This window comes from Streptomyces sp. NPDC008317, assembly GCF_042955955.1.
GTDB lineage: Bacteria > Actinomycetota > Actinomycetes > Streptomycetales > Streptomycetaceae > Actinacidiphila.
Map to the genome: position 1 here is coordinate 172,608 of NZ_JBIBFQ010000001.1, position 19,768 is coordinate 192,375.

Annotated in this window: 14 protein-coding genes; 6 read left to right on the forward strand and 8 right to left on the reverse strand. The window is 73.7% G+C overall.

Going from position 1 to position 19,768, the window contains the following annotated elements; genetic code table 11:
- The first annotated feature begins 63 nt into the window (after positions 1-63).
- Positions 64-828, forward strand: coding sequence for an MBL fold metallo-hydrolase (locus ACFY9V_RS00630; RefSeq protein ID WP_391158346.1), 765 nt, complete (start codon positions 64-66; stop codon positions 826-828).
- A gap of 112 nt (positions 829-940) precedes the next feature.
- Here ACFY9V_RS00630 and ACFY9V_RS00635 read toward each other — a convergent pair whose 3' ends face one another.
- Positions 941-1,879, reverse strand: a complete 939-nt coding sequence (locus ACFY9V_RS00635) for a hypothetical protein (protein WP_391158348.1) — start codon at positions 1,877-1,879, stop codon at positions 941-943.
- 161 nt (positions 1,880-2,040) lie between these two features.
- Between ACFY9V_RS00635 and ACFY9V_RS00640 the strand changes: the two genes are divergently transcribed.
- Positions 2,041-3,960: a hypothetical protein gene (locus ACFY9V_RS00640; RefSeq protein ID WP_391158350.1), complete on the forward strand. Its 1,920-nt coding sequence runs from the start codon at positions 2,041-2,043 to the stop codon at positions 3,958-3,960.
- Positions 3,961-4,130: 170 nt separating this feature from the next.
- Here ACFY9V_RS00640 and ACFY9V_RS00645 read toward each other — a convergent pair whose 3' ends face one another.
- From ACFY9V_RS00645 to ACFY9V_RS00660, 4 genes are all read right to left on the reverse strand, one after another.
- Complete coding sequence (locus ACFY9V_RS00645) at positions 4,131-5,531, reverse strand: pyridoxal-phosphate dependent enzyme (protein ID WP_391158352.1); 1,401 nt, start codon at positions 5,529-5,531, stop codon at positions 4,131-4,133.
- A gap of 197 nt (positions 5,532-5,728) precedes the next feature.
- On the reverse strand, positions 5,729-6,844 hold the full coding sequence (locus ACFY9V_RS00650) for an LLM class flavin-dependent oxidoreductase (protein ID WP_391158353.1): 1,116 nt from the start codon (positions 6,842-6,844) through the stop codon (positions 5,729-5,731).
- Between the two features lie 97 nt (positions 6,845-6,941).
- The gene (locus tag ACFY9V_RS00655; protein WP_391158355.1) at positions 6,942-8,231 is read right to left on the reverse strand and encodes an NtaA/DmoA family FMN-dependent monooxygenase; all 1,290 of its coding nucleotides are present in this window, start codon (positions 8,229-8,231) and stop codon (positions 6,942-6,944) included.
- Positions 8,232-8,890: 659 nt separating this feature from the next.
- Positions 8,891-10,048: a lactonase family protein gene (locus ACFY9V_RS00660; RefSeq protein ID WP_391158357.1), complete on the reverse strand. Its 1,158-nt coding sequence runs from the start codon at positions 10,046-10,048 to the stop codon at positions 8,891-8,893.
- 265 nt (positions 10,049-10,313) lie between these two features.
- On the opposite strand from ACFY9V_RS00660, the gene ACFY9V_RS00665 reads away from it, so the two are divergent.
- A complete protein-coding gene (locus tag ACFY9V_RS00665) occupies positions 10,314-10,943 on the forward strand; it encodes a methyltransferase domain-containing protein (RefSeq protein ID WP_391158359.1) in 630 nt (209 codons plus the stop codon).
- A gap of 130 nt (positions 10,944-11,073) precedes the next feature.
- On the opposite strand, the gene ACFY9V_RS00670 is transcribed toward ACFY9V_RS00665, so the two are convergent.
- Together ACFY9V_RS00670 and ACFY9V_RS00675 are read right to left on the reverse strand one after the other, a co-directional pair.
- Positions 11,074-12,549, reverse strand: a complete 1,476-nt coding sequence (locus ACFY9V_RS00670; protein WP_391158361.1) for a hypothetical protein — start codon at positions 12,547-12,549, stop codon at positions 11,074-11,076.
- Between the two features lie 117 nt (positions 12,550-12,666).
- The gene (locus tag ACFY9V_RS00675; RefSeq protein ID WP_355340088.1) at positions 12,667-13,092 is read right to left on the reverse strand and encodes a hypothetical protein; all 426 of its coding nucleotides are present in this window, start codon (positions 13,090-13,092) and stop codon (positions 12,667-12,669) included.
- Positions 13,093-13,312: 220 nt separating this feature from the next.
- On the opposite strand from ACFY9V_RS00675, the gene ACFY9V_RS00680 reads away from it, so the two are divergent.
- The 3 genes from ACFY9V_RS00680 to ACFY9V_RS00690 are packed head-to-tail and all read left to right on the forward strand — an operon-like array spanning position 13,313 to position 19,179.
- Positions 13,313-14,716 (forward strand): hypothetical protein, encoded by a 1,404-nt coding sequence (locus tag ACFY9V_RS00680; protein ID WP_391158362.1) that lies wholly within the window; start codon positions 13,313-13,315, stop codon positions 14,714-14,716.
- A complete protein-coding gene (locus ACFY9V_RS00685; RefSeq protein ID WP_391158364.1) occupies positions 14,716-16,119 on the forward strand; it encodes a hypothetical protein in 1,404 nt (467 codons plus the stop codon). The genes ACFY9V_RS00680 and ACFY9V_RS00685 overlap by 1 nt, the downstream gene beginning before the upstream one ends.
- 3 nt (positions 16,120-16,122) lie before the next feature.
- A complete protein-coding gene (locus tag ACFY9V_RS00690) occupies positions 16,123-19,179 on the forward strand; it encodes a hypothetical protein (protein ID WP_391158366.1) in 3,057 nt (1,018 codons plus the stop codon).
- A gap of 38 nt (positions 19,180-19,217) precedes the next feature.
- Here ACFY9V_RS00690 and ACFY9V_RS00695 read toward each other — a convergent pair whose 3' ends face one another.
- Positions 19,218-19,586, reverse strand: coding sequence for a metalloregulator ArsR/SmtB family transcription factor (locus tag ACFY9V_RS00695; protein WP_391041647.1), 369 nt, complete (start codon positions 19,584-19,586; stop codon positions 19,218-19,220).
- Positions 19,587-19,768 lie beyond the last annotated feature (182 nt).

A 19,768-nucleotide genomic window follows, 5' to 3' on the forward strand; every position in this document is an offset into this window, starting at 1 on the left:
GGGAGCGATGAGTTCGGCCGCGGGCAGCAGTCTCAGTGGTGCAGGCAAGCGATGGGAGCAGAGATGGGCAAGCTGAAGCAGGTGGCCGACGGTGTCTGGGTGCGGCAGAGCGACTGGGTCTGGTCCAATTCGATCGTGGTGCGCGGCGAGGACGGGCTGGTCCTGATCGATCCCGGCATCGACGGTTCCGAGTTGGACCAGCTCGCCGATGATGTGGACGGGCTCGGCATTCCGGTGGTGGCCGGGTTCTGCACCCATCCGCACTGGGACCATCTGCTGTGGCACTCCCGGTTCGGCGATGTGCCGCGCTACGCGACCACCGCCGCCGCCGACGTTGCCGGTCAGGCCCGGGAGCGGGCGCAGGCGATGGCGGCGGAGAGCGCGTCCGGCGTACCCCTCGACCTCGTCGCACTCGTCACCCCGCTGCCCGCCGACGGCGGAGCGGTGCCGGGCCAGGTCATCGAGCACCAGGCGCACGCTGTCGGCCACGCCTCGGTCCTGCTGGCGGACCGCGGCGTCCTGCTCGTCGGCGACATGCTCTCCGACGTCCTGATCCCGCTCTTCGACGCTCGCCAGGACGATCAGGTGGGAGCCTACGAAAGCGCTCTCGACCGGCTGGCCGAGGCTGCCGGGCAGGCCGACGTCGTGGTCCCGGGCCACGGCTCCGTTGCCGAAGGCCGCGAGGTGGCGGCCCGCTTCGCCGCCGAGCGTGCCTACATCGACGCGCTCCGGCGAGGAGACGACCCGGCCGACGCGCGCCTGGGCCCGCACGCGGACTGGCTCTCCCGTCCTCACCGGGCCAACATGGAACAGGCCCGAGGCCGGTAGGACCCGTATACCCGGGCGGGCCGACCGGATCGGCACCCTGGCCAAGCGGTCGGCGCGGAACTCCCCGCCGACGTCGCCATCGCCATCGCCCCGTCCGTACCCCGCGCAGCGGTTAAAGGGCGGGGCAGAGGAGGGTGTTGTACGCCTGCCACCCGTCGCTGATCTTGAGGCGGGGCTTGAAGGGGGCGGCGGGGTTGCCGGTGCCTTCGTAGTACCAAGAGGCCGGTGGGGCCGGTGGCGATGAGGTCGTCGTGGCCGTCGAGGCGGAGGTCGCGGTGCCCAGGAGGTGGGTGTAGGCGTTCCAGCCGGGGCCGACCAGACTGCGGGCGTCGTAGTACGCGGACGAACGGGCCCCCCTGGCACCGGGGATGAGCCACAGATCGCCTTTGGCGTCCCGCCCGAAGATGCTGGGGACGAGTTCCGCGGGCCGCACGTCGGCAGTGGGGCGCAGGGTCTGCGTGGCGCCGACGTACTGCCACCCTTGCGGGTCGCGGACCTCGATCGTGCCGACGAGCCTGCCCGCGGGCAGGCCCCAGGCCACCTTGAAGCTCAGGTACTGCGACTGGGTGACGTCGGCGCGCCAGTCGACCGGCGGAAGGTCGATGCTCAACGACCCGTCGGCACCCGGCGTCCAGGGCTTGACCGCGTAGTTCTGTCCGTCGGCGCTGAACCGGACCGCAACGGCGTTCTCGAGCTGCTCGGGCGTGTATCCGGCTGCGGCGATCTGGGCTGCCGTAAAGACCACTTGGGTGCTCGTCGTGTGCGCGGACGCCGGGCTCAACCAGACGATCCGGATGTTCAGCCGCTCGGTCACGGCGTGCGGCGCCCCGGTGGCGATCTGCGGGCTCGCGCTGTACGAGGTGACGCCCCCATCAGTCCAACTGGGCGTGAAATACGGCTGATTCACGATCAGGTCGCTCGTCGAGCGGTTGGTGGAGGAGTCCGCGATGTCCTTGCCGGTCGCACCGTCCACCAACTGCGCCTGCACCATGATCTGTCCGTACACCGGGTACGCGGCGCTGATGTGCAGATGCGTCGTGCCCGCCGTCATCGGCGTGCCCCGGCCCCAGTGCGCGGCGGTGCCGGGGGCCGGCTCTAGGATTGGCTGACCCGTACATGTCCGCTATCGGCGCCGGGATGGCGCGGGCGGCAGGGGTACTCGTTTTCCTTGGGGGGATACACCGAGTGAGACTTCGCGCTCTTCTGCCTGCCGTGACGGCCAGCGCACTGCTGACGGCCGCGCTCGCGCTTCCGGCGACCGCCGCCGACTCCGGGACGGCGGCGCCGTACGACGCGGTGCCGGGTGCCACCGCGAGCCCGTCCGGCGCGGCGAGCCCCGGTCCGACGGACACGCCGACCGCCACCGCGACCGGCACGCCCACCGTCACCGGCACCGGCACGCCCACCGGCACCGTCGGCGACACGCCCACGGACCCGCCTGCGCCTACGGACCCGCCCACGGATGCGCCCACACCCACGCCCACGGACACCGCGAGTCCGGAGCCGTCAGGGAGCGGGACGCCCGACCCGGCCGAGACCACCCCGCCCCCGCACCGCTTCCAGGTGTACAGAGTCGGCAACTCCTGGTCCGACCACTGGAAACTCTCGGTGTCCGTGTACAGCGACACCTCGGCGGTCGCGGGCATCACCGCGCACTACCGTCCGCACGGTGCGCCCGCGGGCGCGCCGGACGCCGGTACGACATCGGCCTTCGTGACCAGTCCGTACCTCGACAACGACCGGACGGCGGCGCAGCGCATCGCCCTTCCCGCGATGGGCGTCTACGACATCTCCGTGGACATCACGGACAGCCGGGGAGAGGTCGAACACTTCCCGGACGCGGGCCAGTTCACGTACGCGGCGCAGGTGTCCGTCGGGAAGCTCTCGGCCGACCGCGGCTCGGTGGACTACGAGCACCGCTCGTACGCCGTCTCGGCCCCGGTCACCGTCACCGACCCCAGCACGGGCGCGGCGCTCGACCCGGCCGGTGTGTCGGTCGACCTGACCAACCCGGACCTCGGGGGCGGTGTGGATACGGTCGCCGTCGCCACCGCGCGGGCGGACGGGCGGGTCAGCGCGCCGGTCACGGTGAAGGGCGACGTCACCTACCGGACGGCGGGCGCCGACGGCACCGCCACCGCGGGCTACCCGTACTTCCTCGACGGCAGCGACCAGACCCCGCTCACCGTGCCGGCGAAGGCGGAGACCACCCGGATCCGCGTCCTGAGCAAGACCGACGTCAACGTCCCCCGGGGCGGCCGGACCACGATCACGGGCGTGTACGAGCGGAAGGCCGGGTCCGCGTGGGTGGGCACGCCGGGCCAGAAGATCTACACCCAGGGACCGGCGTACTTCGACGCCACGGCCAGGACCAGGGCCGACGGCACCTTCACCGTCACGACCGGCACCGCGGGCTCGTACTACTTCTGCAACTACTGGAACTACGACCCCTTCCTCCTGCCCACCGACAACAGCACGACGCCGGTCCACGTGCACATCCCGACGCCCAGCCGCGTCACCCCGTTCCGCGTCAGCGAGGACGAGTACGGCGAGGCGGTGATCGACGGCCATCTCGACCTGTACGGATCGGAGTTCGCGAACAACACGCACTCCATGACGATCCAGTACTCGTCCAACGGCAAGTCCTGGCACACCGTCGGCACCACCCGGATCGGCCGCCAGGGCCTCCCCGGCGACGAGTTCATGACCTACGCGACCTACGGCGGCCAGGCGAACGGCTACTGGCGGGCGTACTTCCCCGGCACCCCGGACTTCTCGCCCTCCTACAGCGCGGCCGTCAAGATCTACCGCACCCCGACCCGCGTCACCGGCGGCAAGCCCAGCCGCACCACGGTGCGCAAGAACACCTACGTCACCTTCGGCGGCCACATCCAGCAGCGGAGCACCTCCGGCAAGTGGTCCGGGATTTCCCGCAGTTACGCGTACCTGGAATTCCGGCCCGCGGGCAGCAAGACCTGGCACTACGTCACCCGCGTGAAGACCGACTCCAAAGGCGCCTACCACCTGCGCGACAAGTCGACTCGCAGCGGCACCTGGGTCGTCGTGTGGTTCACCTCCGACAGCCGCCACATCGACTCCAACGGCCCGGAGACCTACGTCCGCGTGAAGTAGGCGGCTCCGGTCCGAGCAGTTACCGCGACGGCGGCAACTGGGGGCGGCCCGCCGCGGTCCCGTACCGGTCCGCTCGATGCACCCGCATCGATCGCGGGACGGACCGGGCCCGCTCGGACCGGTCGCGTCGGCCCAGCGGTTGGAGAACACCTGTGGTGGCGACTCCTCACTCATCCGCTCAGATCAAATGTCGGGGCGGGTTCGGATGGGGTGCGCAGAGAGTGCCAGGGGACGGTGTGGGTGGCGCGGCCTTGGGTGAGGACGGGGGCGATGGGGGCGGCGGAGGGGGGCCAGGCGGTGACGGCGGGGGCGGTGAGGGGGAGGGCGGCGCCGAGGCGGGGGGCGAGGGGTTGGGCGGATTCGGCGACGGTCGGGGCGGTGCGGAGGCGGGCGGGGGTGGTCCAGCCGAGGAGGTCGGTGGGGTGGGGGGCGAGCAGGCGGCGGTCGCGGCGGTACGCGACCAGCACCACGTCGTCGTCGCCGAGGCCGTCCGCGGTGAGCCGCCGTACGGCGTCGGCCGGGTCCTCGTCCCGCTCCACCACCGGCGCCGGGGTGGCGTGGTCGCCGACGGTCGGGCCGTCGGCCGGGGCCGGGCCTCGGAAGCCGTTGGCGGTGAGCCAGTCGTCGTTGAAGTACGTCGACAGATAGGCCCGGCCCGAGTCCGGCAGCAGGGCCACCACGGTGTCGTCCTCGGTGAGGTGTTCGGCCACCCGCAGGGCCGCCGCGAGCGCGACGCCCGACGAGCCGCCCGCGAGGATGCCCTCGGTACGGGCCAGCCGCCGCACGGCGTCGATCGCGTCCTGGTCCCCGACGGCGAGGTAGCGGTCGATCACGGCGGAGTCGAGGGCGAGCGGCCAGACGTCGGCCGTGGCCTCGGGGTGCAGGAAGTGGCCCGCGCCCTCGATGTACTTCTGGCTGCCGTCGCCGCCCGCGTACATCGAGGTGACGGGGTCCGCGCCGACCACCCGGACCCGGCCTCCGCTCACCTCCCTGAGGTAACGGCCGGTCCCGGAGATCGTGCCGCCGGTGCCGACGGTGGCGACGAAGTGGGTGACCGCGCCCTCGGTGTCCGTCCAGATCTCGGGGCCGGTGGTGGCGTAATGGGCGGCCGGATTGGCCGGGTTGTCGTACTGGTCGACGAACCAGGCGCCCGGCGTCTCGGCGGCGAACCGCGTGCCCTGCGAGCGCATGCTGTCCGGGTGGTCGCGCGGGACGAAGGCGTCGACCAGCCGCACCTCGGCTCCGTAGGCGGCGAGTTGGTCCCGCTTCTCGCGCGAGGTCGCGGAGCCGGTGAAGACCACCGTCCGGTAGCCGAGGTGGGCGGCGGCCAGCGCCAGGCCGATGCCGGTGTTGCCGCTGGTCACCTCCACCACGGTGCCTCCCGGACGCAACGAGCCGTCCGCCTCCGCCCTGCGGAGCATCGACAGCGCCGCCCGGTCCTTCACGCTGCCGCCGGGGTTGTGCCACTCCGGTTTGACGTACACGCGCGGGCGCAGTCCTTCGGCGGCGCGGGTGAGGCGGATCAACGGTGTCCCGCCGATGGCGTCGAGCACCGACTCGTATCTGGCCATGCGATCTCCTTGAGTGGTGGGCGCCGGGAGGGGGCGGGAGCGGGGTCGGCGGCACGGCCCGCGCACCCCGGGAGCGGGGTCAGCGGTACGGCCCGCGCACCCGTACGCCGATCCGCTCGTACGTCGTCCCGCTCGTACGCCGATCCGCCGATCCGCCCGGTGCCTGCCGTCACCGCCCTGCCGTCACAGCCGTGCCGTCACCGCCCCGCCGTCACCGGCCCCGCCGCCCGCTCGGCGTCGCGCCGGGCGACCTCCGCCCGTACCAGCGGAATGACGTGGCGGCCGAAGTCGATGGCGTCGCCCAGCAGGTCGTAGCCGCGCGCGGAGATGATATCGACGCCGAGGTCGATGTAGTCGAGCAGCGCCCGCGCGACGGTCTCCGGCGTGCCGACCAGGGCGTTGGAGTTGCCCGCTCCCCCGGTGACAGCCGCGGTGCGGGTCCACAGCGCGCGGTCGTAGCGCTCGCCCTGCTCCGCGATGCCGATCAGCCGCTGCGAACCGGTGTTCTGCGGGGCGTCGCCGCCGCGCCGCCGCCACGCGCCCGCCGCCCGGCGCTGCTCGATGGCGGCGACCGTGCGGTGCGCCTTCTCCCAGGCCAGTTCCTCGGTGGGCGCGATGATCGGCCGGAAGGCGACCTGGATACGCGGCGGGGTGCCGCGGCCCGCGGCCAGCGCGGCGGCCTTCACCGCCTCGATCTGCTGGGCGGTCTCGGCCAGCGGCTCGCCCCACAGCGCGTAGATGTCGGCGACGGCGCCACCGGCGGCGTACGCGGCGGGCGACGACCCGCCGAAGGAGACGTCCGGGTGCGGCTGCCGCACCGGGAACACGTCGGAGACGTAGTCGCGGAAGCGGTAGTGCGCGCCCTCGTGGTCGAACGCCTCGTGCTCGGTCCACACGCGTTTGACGATCTCGATGTACTCACGGGTGCGCGCGTACCGCTCGTCCTTGCTCAGGACGTCGCCCTCGCGCTGCTGCTCGTGGTCGCTGCCCCCGGTGATGAAGTGCACGGCGAGCCGGCCGTCGCTGATCGCGTCGAGGGTCGCGAACTCCCGTGCGGCGAAGGTCGGATACGACACGTTGGGGCGGTGCGCGAGCAGGATCTCCAGGCGTTCGGTGCGCGCGGCGATGTACGCCGCGGCCGTACCGGGCTCCGGCGAGGCGGAGCTGTACGCGAACAGCACCCGGTCCCAGCCGTGGTCCTCGTGGGCGCGGGCGAGTCGCAGCGTGTAGTCCTTGTCGAAGGACGCGCCGCTGCGCGGTGTGGTCTCGGAGCCGTCGTTCGTGGCGGCGATACCGAGGAATTCGACGGGCACGGCAGGGCCTTTCGTCGGGGTGGACGGGCGGTGGCAGATGGTCAAATTCGGTGACAAGCGGTGACAGTCGGTGGGAGCGGAAGGCGAACCGGGCGTCTCACGAGGGCAGTTCGAGCCCCAAGTTCTCGCGCAGCGTCCTCCCGGCGTAGTCCTCGGCGACGACCTTCCGCTTGCGCAGCTCGTGCAGCAGGCCGTTGACGACGAAGTCGTGCTCGCGCGGGTCGGCGAGGCCGCCGAGCGTGATGACGTCCAGCACTCCGGCCCGGAAGCGCTCCTCGACCGCGTCGGCCAGTTGCTCCGGCGTGCCCGCGGCGGCCCAGTGGCCGGTGTCCTGCGCGGCGACGATCAACTCCCGCAGCGTGTAGCCCTGTCGGGCGTATCCGACGAAGATGTCGACCCGGCCGCGCCGCCGGTTCACCGACGTGACGTCCGGCAGCAGGCTGTCCGGCAGCTTGGCGTCCAGGGGCAGTTCCGAGAGGTCGACGCCGCCGCCGAGCATGTCTGCCACCTGCGCCCGGCCGCGCTCGAAGTCGATCGACTCGCGCCGCTCGCGCACCAGTCGGCGCGCTTCCTCCTCCGTCGCGCCGTAGGTGGCGTGGAAGGAGCTGAAGATCAGCGGCAGTCCGCCGGGGCGGCCGAACTCCGCCGCCTGGGCGCGGATGCGGCGGGTGAAGTCCAGCGCGATGTCCAGCGTGGGCAGCGAGGTGAACACCACCTCGGCGTACCGCGCGCCCAGTGCCCGGCCCGCTTCGGACTGCCCGGCCTGGAACTGCACCGGGCGGCGCTGCGGCAGCGGCGGGATGTTCAGCGGACCGGCCACCGAGAAGTACGAGCCGCGGTGGTCGACGGGCCGGACCTTGGCGGGGTCCAGCACCGCCGCGCCGTCCGGCCCGCGGGTCAGCGCGCCCGGTTTCCAGCTGTCCCACAGCGCGTTGACGACCTCGAGCGTCTCCGCGGCGCGCGCGTAACGCTCCTCGGGGCTGGGCAGCGCGCCGGGGCCGAAGTTCTCCTCGCCGAGCGAGGAGGTCACCAGATTCCACGCGGCCCGCCCGTTGCTGACGTGGTCGAGCGTGCCGAACAGGCGCGCCAGGTTGTACGGGTGGTGGAAGGTGCTCGACACGGTCGCGATCAGGCCGATCCGCGACGTGACCTGGCTCAGAGCCGACACGAACACCAGCGGCTCCTGCGAGCCGATCGCGCCCTGCGCGCCGAAGCTCAGCAGGTCGGCGGTGAACAGCGCGTCGATCCGCGCCGCCTCGGCGAGCGCCGCGACCCGCACGGCGGTGTCCAGGGTGGACCGCTCCGGATCGACGGCCAGGTCGTACGTCTCCGACACACCGCCGGCCCCGGTCACGGTCTTCAGCGTCCTCGGAGGCTGCGCGCTCACAGGTCGTCCCTTCTCACCGGCGGCGACGGCACCGGTGCGTCATGTGGCTGAGGATCGGGGTCTTCTCCGGCGCGGGCCGACGGGCAGCGCGGGTGCCCGCCCCTGTGCGCGGACGTGCTGCCGCGGGGTGCGGACGTGCTACCGCGAGGTGCGGAGGCGCTACCGCGAGGTGCGGAGGCGCGCGAAAACGCGCGGCGGTACCCGGAGAAGAGGGGGGAGAAAGCCGTCGTGGACGGCGGATCGTCAGCGACAGAGCGTGGTGTGGATCCGGCACAGATCGACGTGCCGACGCTTCGTCCGGCCGGGCCGCAGAAGGGCGGCCCCGACCGATACGGCGCGCGATCCCTTCACGACGACTCCGATCGGCCCGGCCGCGAAAGCCGGGCACAGCGACGCGGCCGGGAGAACGCTCCGGCCGCGTGATGCGGGTTGACGGTGCGGAATGAACGTACGTGCCAGGTGGCGGGCCTTGTCAAGACCCCCCCGGGCGGCGGCGGGCGGTCGTCACCGCCGAGAACGCCGTGGGGCCCGCCGAAAAGCCGCTTCGGCGGGCCCGTGCCGCGCGGCGCGCGGCGGTGACTCTCCGGGCGGTCCCGGGCTTTACACAGCCGGTGCCAGTTTTTACAGCCGGTCCCGGGCTCTACGAGCGGTCCTGGCCTCTACAGGGCGACGATTCCCTCGCCGCCGACGGCGTCCGGGACGATGACGGTGCCGACCTTGTAGAGCGAGCCGTCCCGCTCGACGCGGAAGGCGTCGACACCGCCCGTACCGCCGGTCTGGACGTACAGGAAGTGCTCGTCGGGGGTGACGGCGGAGTCCGTGGAACCCGCGCCGGTCGCGGTGGTGCCGAGCGGTTCGAGCGTCGCCCGACGGGTCTGCCGGAAGCCGGAGACCGCGTTGCTGCCGGCGTTGGAGGCGTAGAAGCGGTCCCCGGCGCGGGAGATCCAGCAGGTGGCCTGCTCGCCGGTGAGCGCCTTGTCGAGCCGGACGACGTGGCCGTCCTCGCGGACCGCGAAGGTCAGCACGGCGTTGGTCCCCGCGTCGGTGACGACCAGGCGGCCACGGCTGTCGAAGGTGAAGCCGAAGGGGACCGCCCCGTTCTCCACGTTCACGACGGGACGGGCGGACGGGGCACCGGACGGGCTCACGCGGAAGACGTCGACGCTGCTGCCGCCGGCCTTCGTGGTGACGATCAGTCGGGACCCGTCGGGGGTGAAGGACACCTGGCCGGGGGTGTGGGTGAACTCCGGCGCCGTCGTGGTGTCGAGGTGGAGCTCCCGCCTCCACCCGCCGACGCGCTCCAGCCTCTTGCCCCCGGCGATCCGGTAGCCCTGGACGGAGCCGCCGTCGCGGGCGTTGAGGACGTAGACCCGGTCGTTGTGGACGGTGAGGCTGACGGGGAAACGTCCGCCGGAGGTGATGACCTGCTCGCGGTGGAGCCTCTCGCCGTCGACCGAGAAGACGGTGACGGTGTCGCTGCCCGCGTTGACGGCGAAGAGCAGGTGGTGCGCGCAGTCGTGGACGAGCGAGCCCTGCGAGGCGAGGTGGTCGACGACCGAGCCGTCGAGGACACCGCCCTTGCCGCCGGTGGCGAAGGTGCCGCGTCGGCTGAGGGAGCCGTCGGGGGCGCGGTGGTAGGCGACGATCTCGTTGTGGGCGGTGTTGTCCGTCTGGACGAACACCGGACCCTCGGAACCGCTGGGATACGGGGCGGGCGACGCCGCCGCCGACGCGGACGGGAGGGCGAACACCGCCATGGAGCCCGCCACTGCTGCGGCGGTCCAGGCGGCGTGAGTGAGCGAGAGAATGCGCTTCATCGTTCCCCTTCGGGAGCTGGGTCGGCGAGATGGCCCCCTGCCCACGGCCTGGGCAGATGCGGTCCGCCGCCAGGATCGGGCCGGCGGCGGACACGAACCGTGACCGACGGGGCCAGGTTCGGCCGTTGTGGTGAGCGGCCCAGTCGAACGGCCCCAGGCCCGTAAAAGTCCAGGTGGACGGGGTGGGGCGGGGCCGCCCCTGAGCCCCGGGCGGGGCCTGTCACCCGGGGGCGGCGGCGGTGGCGGAGGTGTTAGCTTCCTTCGCGTGGCGGAACACCAGGACGGGACCAGGGCGGCCTACGACGGGGTCGTCGAGCTGTACGCGTCGTTGTTCGCCGACCGGCTGGAGACGCAGCCGTTCGCGCGGGGCATGCTCGGCACCTTCGCCGAGTTGGTGCGCGGGACGGGGAACGTGCGGACGGCCGACCTCGGGTGCGGGCCGGGGCACATGACGGCCATGCTGCACGACCTGGGGCTGGACGCCTTCGGGCTCGACCTCTCGCCCGGCATGGTCGGCCACGCCCGGCGCGCTCATCCGGCGCTGCGGTTCGACGAGGCGCGGATAGAGGCGCTGCCGGTCGAGGACGGGGCACTGGGCGGCGTGCTGGCGCACTACTCGATGATCCACACCCCGCCGGAGGAAGTGCCCGCGCTCCTCGCGGAACAGGTACGCGTCCTGGCCCCGGGCGGCCTGCTCATGGCCTCCTTCTTCGCCACCGAAGGGCCGGAGCCGGTCCGCTTCGACCACAAGGTCACGCCCGCCTACAGCTGGCCGGTGGACCGCTTCGCCGAACTCCTCGCCGGGGCGGGGTTGTTCAACCTCGCCCGGCTGGTCCACGACCCGGCCTCCGAACGGGGCTTCCTCGACGCCCACTTGCTGGGCCGCCGCCTCTAACGGCTGTTTCCGGCAAGGACGGTTGCCCCGGCGGAGGCGGCGCGGTGGGAGGCCCGCGCCGGCTTCGCCCGCCTTCTCGACCTCGGCCGCCGACGCGGGCCGGACACTCGGCGGGTCTCGGCTTCCGGGGTCAGCGGGGAGGTGCCGAGTCCAGTATCCGCAGGGCGAACGGCGCGATGGGGGCCATACGGCGGCGGCGGAGGTCGAGAGTGGGGGCCGGGGCGGACAGGCCGTGGGCGGCGAGGAGGGTCATCAGGGGCCAGATGAGGTCGGGGCGGCCGGTGAGGGGGAGTTCGGCCGAGTCGGGGGTGATGACTTTGGCGGGGGTGACGCCCGCGAGGAGGTTGGTGCGGGGCCAGTCGACGACGTAGGACGTGCCGCGCGGGGCGACGCACAGGACGACGTCCCGGGTGCGGTGGAGGACGGCGAGGTAGTTCATCGGGAGGGTCAGGCGGCGGGCGGCGTCGAACGGCGGCGTGCCGTCCTCCGGTTGGACGCGGACGACGGTGTCGAGGACCGGGCCGTGGTCCTGGAAGGTGGTCGTGCCGCGCAGTTCGACGAAGCGGGCGCGGATCAGGTGGCCGCCACGGCGGGACCAGCGGCGGCCCGAGGAGCCGAACTCGCCCGTGGCGCCGGGCAGTTCGTCCACGATCCAGCGGGCCTCCTCCCCCGGTTCCGTGACCGGTGCGCGGTCCTCGGGGTGGGCGCGGATTCGCTCGGCCAGGGCGGTGTAGCGCCCGGCCGTGTGCGGGTCCAGTCGTCGCAGGTCGATGGTGTCGCCGGTCATCACGACTCCTCCGGCCGCCCGTGAGATCCGCATCTGCTCCAGGAGGCGGCCGGGGCGCCGGGTGACGTCGGTGCGGTGGCCGTCGAGGTCGAGCAGCCGACTGGTCCTCGTCCCCGCGAGCAGCAGGCTGCGCGGCCACTGGGGGGTGATCTCGCCGGGGGTGGCCGGGGCGGCGTCCGAGGCTGTGCCGGGGACGGCGTCCGAGGAGCCGGGAGGCCCGGCGGCAGGTCCGGCGGCAGGCCCGGCGGAAGGCCAGGTGGAAGGGGCCGGGTGGACGAGGACGACCAGGCGCCCGGCCGTCACGGCGGACAGGCACATGGACGGCACCCGCCACTCCCGCGTGACCTCGAACGGGTCGGCGCCCTCGACGCCGTGCACCCGCAGCCTCAGCCGGATCAGCGGCGTGAACTCGTCGGGCGTGTAGTTGCCGAAGTGCTTCGTGAAGGTGGCCTCGCCGTCGGGGCTGTAGCGCACCAATGACGCCTCCAGGACGTCGGCCCGCGCCAGCCACGCCCGCGCCGGGCCCTTGGGGGACTCCGGAGTCAGCATCACGAGAGTGTCGTCGTCGTAGCGGACACTCGCGTCCTTCGCCCGGTCCCGGCGTGTGATCCGGGGGAACCCCTGCCGCGTGGACGTGTAGGCCGCGACGGGAATCGTGACCGTGCCGGCCAGGCCGACGCCGAGGCAGACCAGCGCGGCGCCCCGGTCGGTCCCGCCGTGCCATATCTGGAGTCCCATCAGCAGGAAGAACGGGCCCGCGATGCAGCAGATCGCGGTGAAGAGGAGATTGCCGATGAACGCACCGGCGTAGCTCCGCATGTGACCCTCCCCGGAAAGGTTCCTACGCGGACGCGGGCGAGGACGTCGGCGGGCGCGACGGCGTCGGCATCGGCGTCGGGACCGGGACGGGGCACGGCGCCGGAGTACGGGCGGCCCTCACGGCGTGACCCCGTCCCCGGCGTACAGGTAGCCGCCGGGCCGGGCGGGGTCCGCCACCAGCAGCACCTGGTCCCCGGCGCGCGGAATCCGCAGCTTGGAGACGATGGTCTGGAGCGCGATCCGGTCGGCGGTCCCGTTCGGCTGGAGGACCAGGTCGACCACCGGGTCGAAGTTGACGAGCCTGCCGGTGTCGGTGATCGACACGACCACGGCGGGGGTGGTCGGCGCCCCGGCCGCGAGCAACTGCTGTACGTCGAGGCCGGAGTTGTACGCCCCGATGGACTGCTGGACCCGGCTGAAATCCTCCTCGCCGAGGAACGCGCGGGTGGTACGGCCGTAGAAGCCCTTGCCGCTGGCCACCTTGCCGGCGATCTCGGCCGCCCGCTCCTCGCGGCTCTGGCGGCGCTTCCTGAAGATTCCCATGACGGCTGCTCCTTCTGGTGATGCCCGGTCCCGTGCCGCCCGGCGCACGCCCTGTGCACGGTCTGTGCACGGTCTGTGCACGTCCTGTGCACGCCCAACGCGCACCCGGTGCGGTACGGAGACGGGGGTCGACGGGCTGACGACAGGGACGCTAGGGGGCCGGGAACACCTACCGATCCCAGGTTCGCCAGCCCGATTCCGTACGACGTACGCTCCTCACATGCCGCCTGCCAGCCAGCCGACCGGCGCCCCGGCCCGAGCGCGCGCCATGGTCATCGACCGGGCGTGGCGTGCCCTCGGGCCCGGGCTGGAATCGCTGAGCGGCCCCGGCGGGGCGCCGTTGACCAGGACGGTCAAGCTGATCGTGCTGCCGCTGATCGTCCGGCCGGCGCTGCACCCCGAATTCGCGGCGGACTTCCTCCTGCCAGAGCAGGCCGCGCGGCTGGAGGCGCTGATCCGGGAGTCCGGCGGGCGGCTGGAGGCGACGGCGCGGTGGTTCACGCTGCTCAAGAGGACCCGCAGAGCGCTGGGCGTCGTGGCCGGCAACCCCCAGGACCTGTACTTCCAGCGCTGCTTCGAACTGGCCACGGAACACGGGCCGCCCGCGGCCGGTGCGGACGCGGTGGCCAGGGACGTCGTGGAGGACGTGGCCGACACGGCCGGCGGACGCACGGTGGAGGCGCTGAAGGAGCACCTGGCGGACGGCGTCCGACGCGCGCGGCTCGAAAGGGAGTTGGCCGCCCGCTGGAAGAGCCGTCAACCGGCCCCCGCCGCCGAAGCGTTCGCGGCGGCCGTCGCGGCGGCCGAGGTGCTGGAGTCCTGCGGAGGCGGCAACGGCAGCAGCAACGCCCCTGACCGGTCGCGGAATTCGGCGCCGTACGCGGCCATGGTCGAGGCGGGCCACGGCGCGTCCTTCGGCCGGGCGCTGTGGGCGGAAGACGCGGGCGGCGGGGTGTGGGGCCGGGCCGATCTGCCGCCTCATCTCGGGCTCACCGCACGGCAGTCGCCGCCGTGTCCCGAGGTGGGACGGGGCGCTTCGACGGCCACGCTTCCCGCGCCCCTGGACCGTACGCTCTTCGAACGGCTCTTCGTCGTCCTCCAGTCGTCGGCCCGGCGCGACGAACTACCCGCTGTGCCGGACCTCGTGGACCGGGAGGTCGGCCGCGGTTGCGCCCCGCTCGGTCTGTACGACGAGAGCCTGCGGGTCGCCGCGGTCCTCGGCGGGCGGCTCGCCGTCGGCCTCGACCCGCTGGGCAGCGGCGAATCCGCGCTGGGGCGGACGGCCGCGCACCGGGCCGTCAACAGCCGCTGGCGGCGCGAGGCTTCGGTCCTGCGCGCCCGCAGGATGACGGTCTCCCCCCGGCCCGACCCGGACGGCGGGGTCCTGGACGCCCTCGCGCACGACCTCCGCGCGCCGTGGGCCGCGTACATGCGGCGGCTGTGGGTACGGCTGCACGGCCGGGACGTCCACGGGGCGCCGCTGGCGGACGCCGGGGCGGCCTGGGCGGTGCTCGACGGGGTCGCGCGCTCGGTGATGATGGACCATCGCGCGAGGGTGAGGTCGGCGCTGCGGAGCCTGTCGGCGGGCGCCGCCGCGGAAGCGGCCGAGCCGAGGAGCGCGTGATGGCGGGCGCGGACCTCTACGTCAGGCGGGGCGAGGACGGGGCGGTACGGATCACCGCCGGTCCCGGCCCTTCCCCCAGCCCTCCCGACGGCTCCCCTGCCGGTAACGGCGGCGACCCGCTCGGCCCGGACCCCAGCCCCAGCCCCGGCCCCGGCTTCACCGAAGCCGTCCTCGACGTCGCGGGCGCGGTCCTGCTCTGGCCCGTCCTCGGGGACCCGGTCCTGCCGGTGGCCGAGGTGCACGACGTGGAGCGCGCGCAGCAGTGGCTGTGGGCGGTGTACGGCGAGCGCGCCGCCGCTGCCGTGCGGTCCTGCGCGGGCGGAGAGGGGGCCGGGGAGACGACAGGCGAGGCGGCCGGGGACACGGTCGCGGGCCCGGCACCAGCGCGGGTGACCGGCGACGGAACCGCTCTGGCGGACGCCGCCGCCCGCCTCGCCTTCGGGCACTGGGCCTCCCGGTGGTGGCCCGCGTCGTACGCGGACGGGATTCCGGCACTCGAACCGGACGTCCTCGGGCTGGAGTTGGCCGCGCTCACCCACCAGTGCCAGGAGCTGTTCGACGACCGCGGGGACCAGCCGGACGACTGCGTGGCGGAACTGATCGAGGACCATCAGGCCGCTCTCGACCCGCTCGTCCGGTGGTGGCGCGCGGAGCCGCGGTCCGGGCACACCGCGCGTCACCTGGAGAGCGTGCTGCGGCTGATCGACGGCGCGGCCGACGCCGCCGGTCTCGACGGACCGGAGCTGCGCCGCCTCCGCGCGGAGCTGGACGCGGACCAAGACCAGGTTGCGGACCGTACGGCACTCGCGCCCCTCACCCCTGGCGCGCTCTTCGCCTCCCGCCTCGGCTACACCCTCGCGGCGGGCGAACCCCTCGCCGTCGGCGGCCGGGTGATCGCCCGGGGCACCGGGACCAACGACTGGCGCCGCTACCCGCCCGGGTTCGTGGACGCCGCCGAGTCGGCGGTGTCCTGGACGGCGCGCGCGCTCGGCGGGCGGCGCCGGATCGAGGTCGAGGTCGTCGCGCACATCGCGGCGCCCGTCGGCGGCGCGCCCCTCGTCGCGGAGGTACGGGTCAACGGCGGGCTCCCGGTCCGCGCGCCCCTCACCCGGCGGGACGACGTGTGGACCGGCCGCGCGGATCTGGAACCGGGCCTGTCCGCAGGGGAGTTGACGCCGCGCTTCGAGGTCGCCGTACTGCTGCCGGGCTTCGACCCCGGTCCGGGCCCGGAAGGCCACGCCGACCGTGAGGCGGTCCGCGCGCTGGTCCGGGACCGCCTCGTAAGCGCGGCGGCCCGACCGGCCGAGGGCACGGCGCCGTACGACGCGTCGGCCCGCGTCACGCCCTCGGCCCCCTTCCTCGCCGAGATCGTCGCCGCCACCACCACGGGTGAGGACTACTGACGCATGACGACAGGTGACGAGGGGAGCGCCGGGCCGGACGCGGAGGTGATACAGCTCTACGGGGAGCCGTTCGACTCCGGCTTCGCGCTGGCGCAGGAGCACCAACTGGCCGCGGATCACGGGGCCGCGTCCGGCGTGTACGAGCAACTGCTCGCGCTGGCCGAGTCCTTCGAGGACTCGCCCGACGTGCGGTTCCTCCGGGCGCATCTGCTCTCCGACCTCGCGAGCGTCCGGCTCACCGCCACCGACCTGACCGGTGCGCAGGACGCCGTCGAACGGTCCCGCCGCCTCCTGGACGGCATCGCGTCCGAGCCGATGGGACCGCGCGGCCGTCAACTGTGGCTGGAGGTGCTGCTGAAGACGCTGCTCTGCGGGGCCGACCTGCTGCGCAGGTCCGGGCGCCTGGACGAGGCGCTGGCGTCTCTGGACGAAGCGGCGCTCCGGCTGCCCGAATTCGAGGACGTCGAGGGGCTGCGCGCGTCCGAACTCGGCCTGAACCGGGTCCACTTGCTGATGGAACGCGGCGAGTGGGGAAGAGCCGAGGAGCACGCCTCGGCCCTGCTGTCCACGATGCCGGAGACCGTGGCGGAGACCGCTAAGGAAGCCGGGGCGGAACCCGGAGCGGAGGCCGCGACGGAACCCGGAGCGCAGGCCGCCGCACGTCCCGTACTGGAAACCGTGCCCCGCCTCCTGACCGCCCTCGGTCTGGTCTGCTCCTCGACCGGGCGGTACGACCTGGCCGAGGACTACTTCACCCGCGCGGAGGACGGTTTCCGCGCGCTGGGGGACGTCGGCGAGCAGCGGACGCTGGTCGTCCACCGCGCGTACACCGCGATGCACCGGGGCGAACCGGACCTCGCGGAACGGCTGTTCGCCGAGGCGGCGGCGGTCTTCGCCCAACAGGAGCGCTTCGGTGACCTGGCGGTCTGCGAACAGGCCCGCGGGTACCTCGCCGGTCTGCGGGGCGACGCCACCCGCGCCGCCGGCCTGCTGGAGTCGAGCCTGGCCCGCTTCGAACGCCTCGGTGCCGTCATCGCCGCCGCCGACACCATGCTGCTGGGCGCCCAACAGGCGTACGACCGGGGCGACATCACCGAGATGAAGCGGCTGGCCCAGCAGGCCCGCGACGCGTACCAGGCGCGGGAGGTGTACGAGCGGTGCGCGCAGGTCGACCTCCTGCTCGCGAAGACCCTGGAGCACAATCTGAACGTCACGGACCACGGCGCCCGCGAGCCGGAGTCCGTCGGCACCGCGCTCTCCCTCGCGCTTCCCGCCGCACTCGCCCTGGAGGCCGCGCGCTACGACTTCGCCACCGCCCACGCCCGCAGCCAGTGGCTCCAACTCGCCGACGACGCCATGGCGTTGGCCTTCCGGCTCGCCGTACGACGCCAGGACCAGGGGCTCCTGTTCGAGCTGGTGGAGCACCGCTGCGCGGGCGCCTCCCTGGCCCTGGACCGTACGACGGCGTCGGCCACGCGCACCGGGGCCGCCGGGCCCGCCGTCTTCCCCGGCGCGGCCGTGAAGGTCTACGGGCCCGGCGGGCGCGACGGCTCCGCGCCCACGCTCGGCGGTGTGGCGGCGGACGCCGCCGCCTCCGCGGGACTGCGCGTCGCGCCGCCGCCGAAGGTGCGGATGTCGGCGGAGTCCGGCCGCGTCGCGCTCCAGGAGTACGTCGCCGCGGCCGAGTTCCGCTATCAGCGGCGGATCGTGGACGAGGAGGAGGTGCCGTTCTGGGTCACCGACGACCTCACGGCCCGCCCGGTGGTCCAGATCCGGCTGGCCGACGCCGACGACCTGTTCATGGCCTGGACGTGGGCCGGCGGAGTGCGCGGTTTCGGCACGGGCCACGGGCCCGCCGACGAAGTCGACCGCGCGGTGGGCGCGTTGGCCGCCGCGCTGCCGGGGGCGGGCGACGGGGCGGAGGGAATGCGGCGCGCCTTCGCCACGGGCGCGCTGACCGATCGCGAGGCCGAGCACCGGCTCGCGCGGGAGCTGGCCCGGGCGCTGTGGCCCGAGGGGCTGACGGAGCAGATCCGGCAGGTCGCGGCGCGGGCGGGCCGTCCGCTGATCCGTATCCAGCCGTCGCCGAGGGTGGCGCAGGTCCCCTGGGAACTGCTGGCCGTCGACGACACCGGCGACGTACGGCTCATCGAGCTGGCGGACGTCGTGACGACCGCACCGGCGTCGTTGCGGCGGACGCGGGTCACCGGCGCGGGCGCCGACGCTCGGGACGCCGACGCTCGGGAAGCCGACGCCCCCGTCGCCGTGCCCCACGGCGAAACCGACGCCGTCGTCCTCGTCCTCGACCCCCGCGTGCCCGGCTTCCGGGCCGACTCCCCGCTCGGCTCGGTCCTCGGACCGCCCGGCTCCGACCCGGAGTTGCTGTCCCTCGTGCGGCGCCGCCTCGACGCGGGCGCGGTCGTACCGTCCGTGGCCGCGCCCGCCGAGGCGTTCCGCCGTACCGACCTCGACCGGGACTGGCTGAGCGGGGCGCTGCGGAAGCGGCCACGGCGGCTGATGTACGTCGGGCACGTGAGCGGCGCGCCGGTCGAGGGCGGGCAGAGCGAGGACGGCACCCTGCATCTGTGCTGCGGGCCCGGCACCGACGGCCTCGCCGAGCCGGTCCGCACCCACCGGCCGCTGTCCGCCAAGGACCTGCTGCTCGGCACGCTCCCCCTGCGCGCGGACGGCGAGCCGGGCGCCCGCATCTGGCCCGCGCCGCCGCGCGTCGCCCTCATCGGCTGCGAGAGCGGCGGCGACCTGCGCTTCGCCGAGTCGTTCGGGCTGGCGACCGCGATGCTCCACAACGGCGCGGAGCTGGTCACCGCCGCGCGCTGGCCGCTCCCGACCAGCTTCGCCTTCCACCGCCTCGGCGGCCTGCCCGAGTCCGTACGCCCCCTGACCGACGCGGTCCTCGCCGTGGACGCCGCCCACGAAGACCCGGACCCTGTACGCCACTTCACCGGCTGGCAGCGCGAACGGCTCAGCCGCTGGCGTGCCACCGGCCGTGTCGAGCACTCGCCCCTGCTGTGGGCCGCCCTGACCTCCATCGTCGTCTGACCGCCGCTGCGGCCCGGCGCGGGCCTCGGCCGTAGCCCTTACCGGCGCGCGGCACCGGGCGGGCCGAGGAGACTGCCCATGCCCGCCACGACGGACGGCGCGACCTTGTAGTAGACCCAGGTCCCGCGCCGCTCGGAGGTGAGCAGTCCGGCCTCGCGGAGCTTCTTGAGGTGGTGGGAGACCGTGGGCTGGGAGACGCCGACGTCGGAGATGTCGCACACGCACGCCTCGCCGCCGTCGTGCGAGGCGATGAGCGAGAAGAGCCGCAGCCGTACGGGGTCGCCGAGCGCCTTGAACATCGCCGCGGTCCGCTCGGCCTCCTCGGCCGTCAGGGCGCGCTCGCTCAGCGGCGGGCAGCAGGGCGCGGTGTCCGCCGCAGGCGCGGGGAGCGGCTCGGTTTTCGACATGCATCTATGTTGACACATGTCGAATCAGGGCGGCGGCCCGGACGTCGGGAGCGACGGATTCGACGGACATCTAATTTGACGGTCATCGATTCAGATGCCACGCTGGCGGCACAGGACATCGACAGATGTCGAATCAGAGAATCCGGGCGTCGGAGACTCCCGAGCGTCCGGGACTCCGGAAC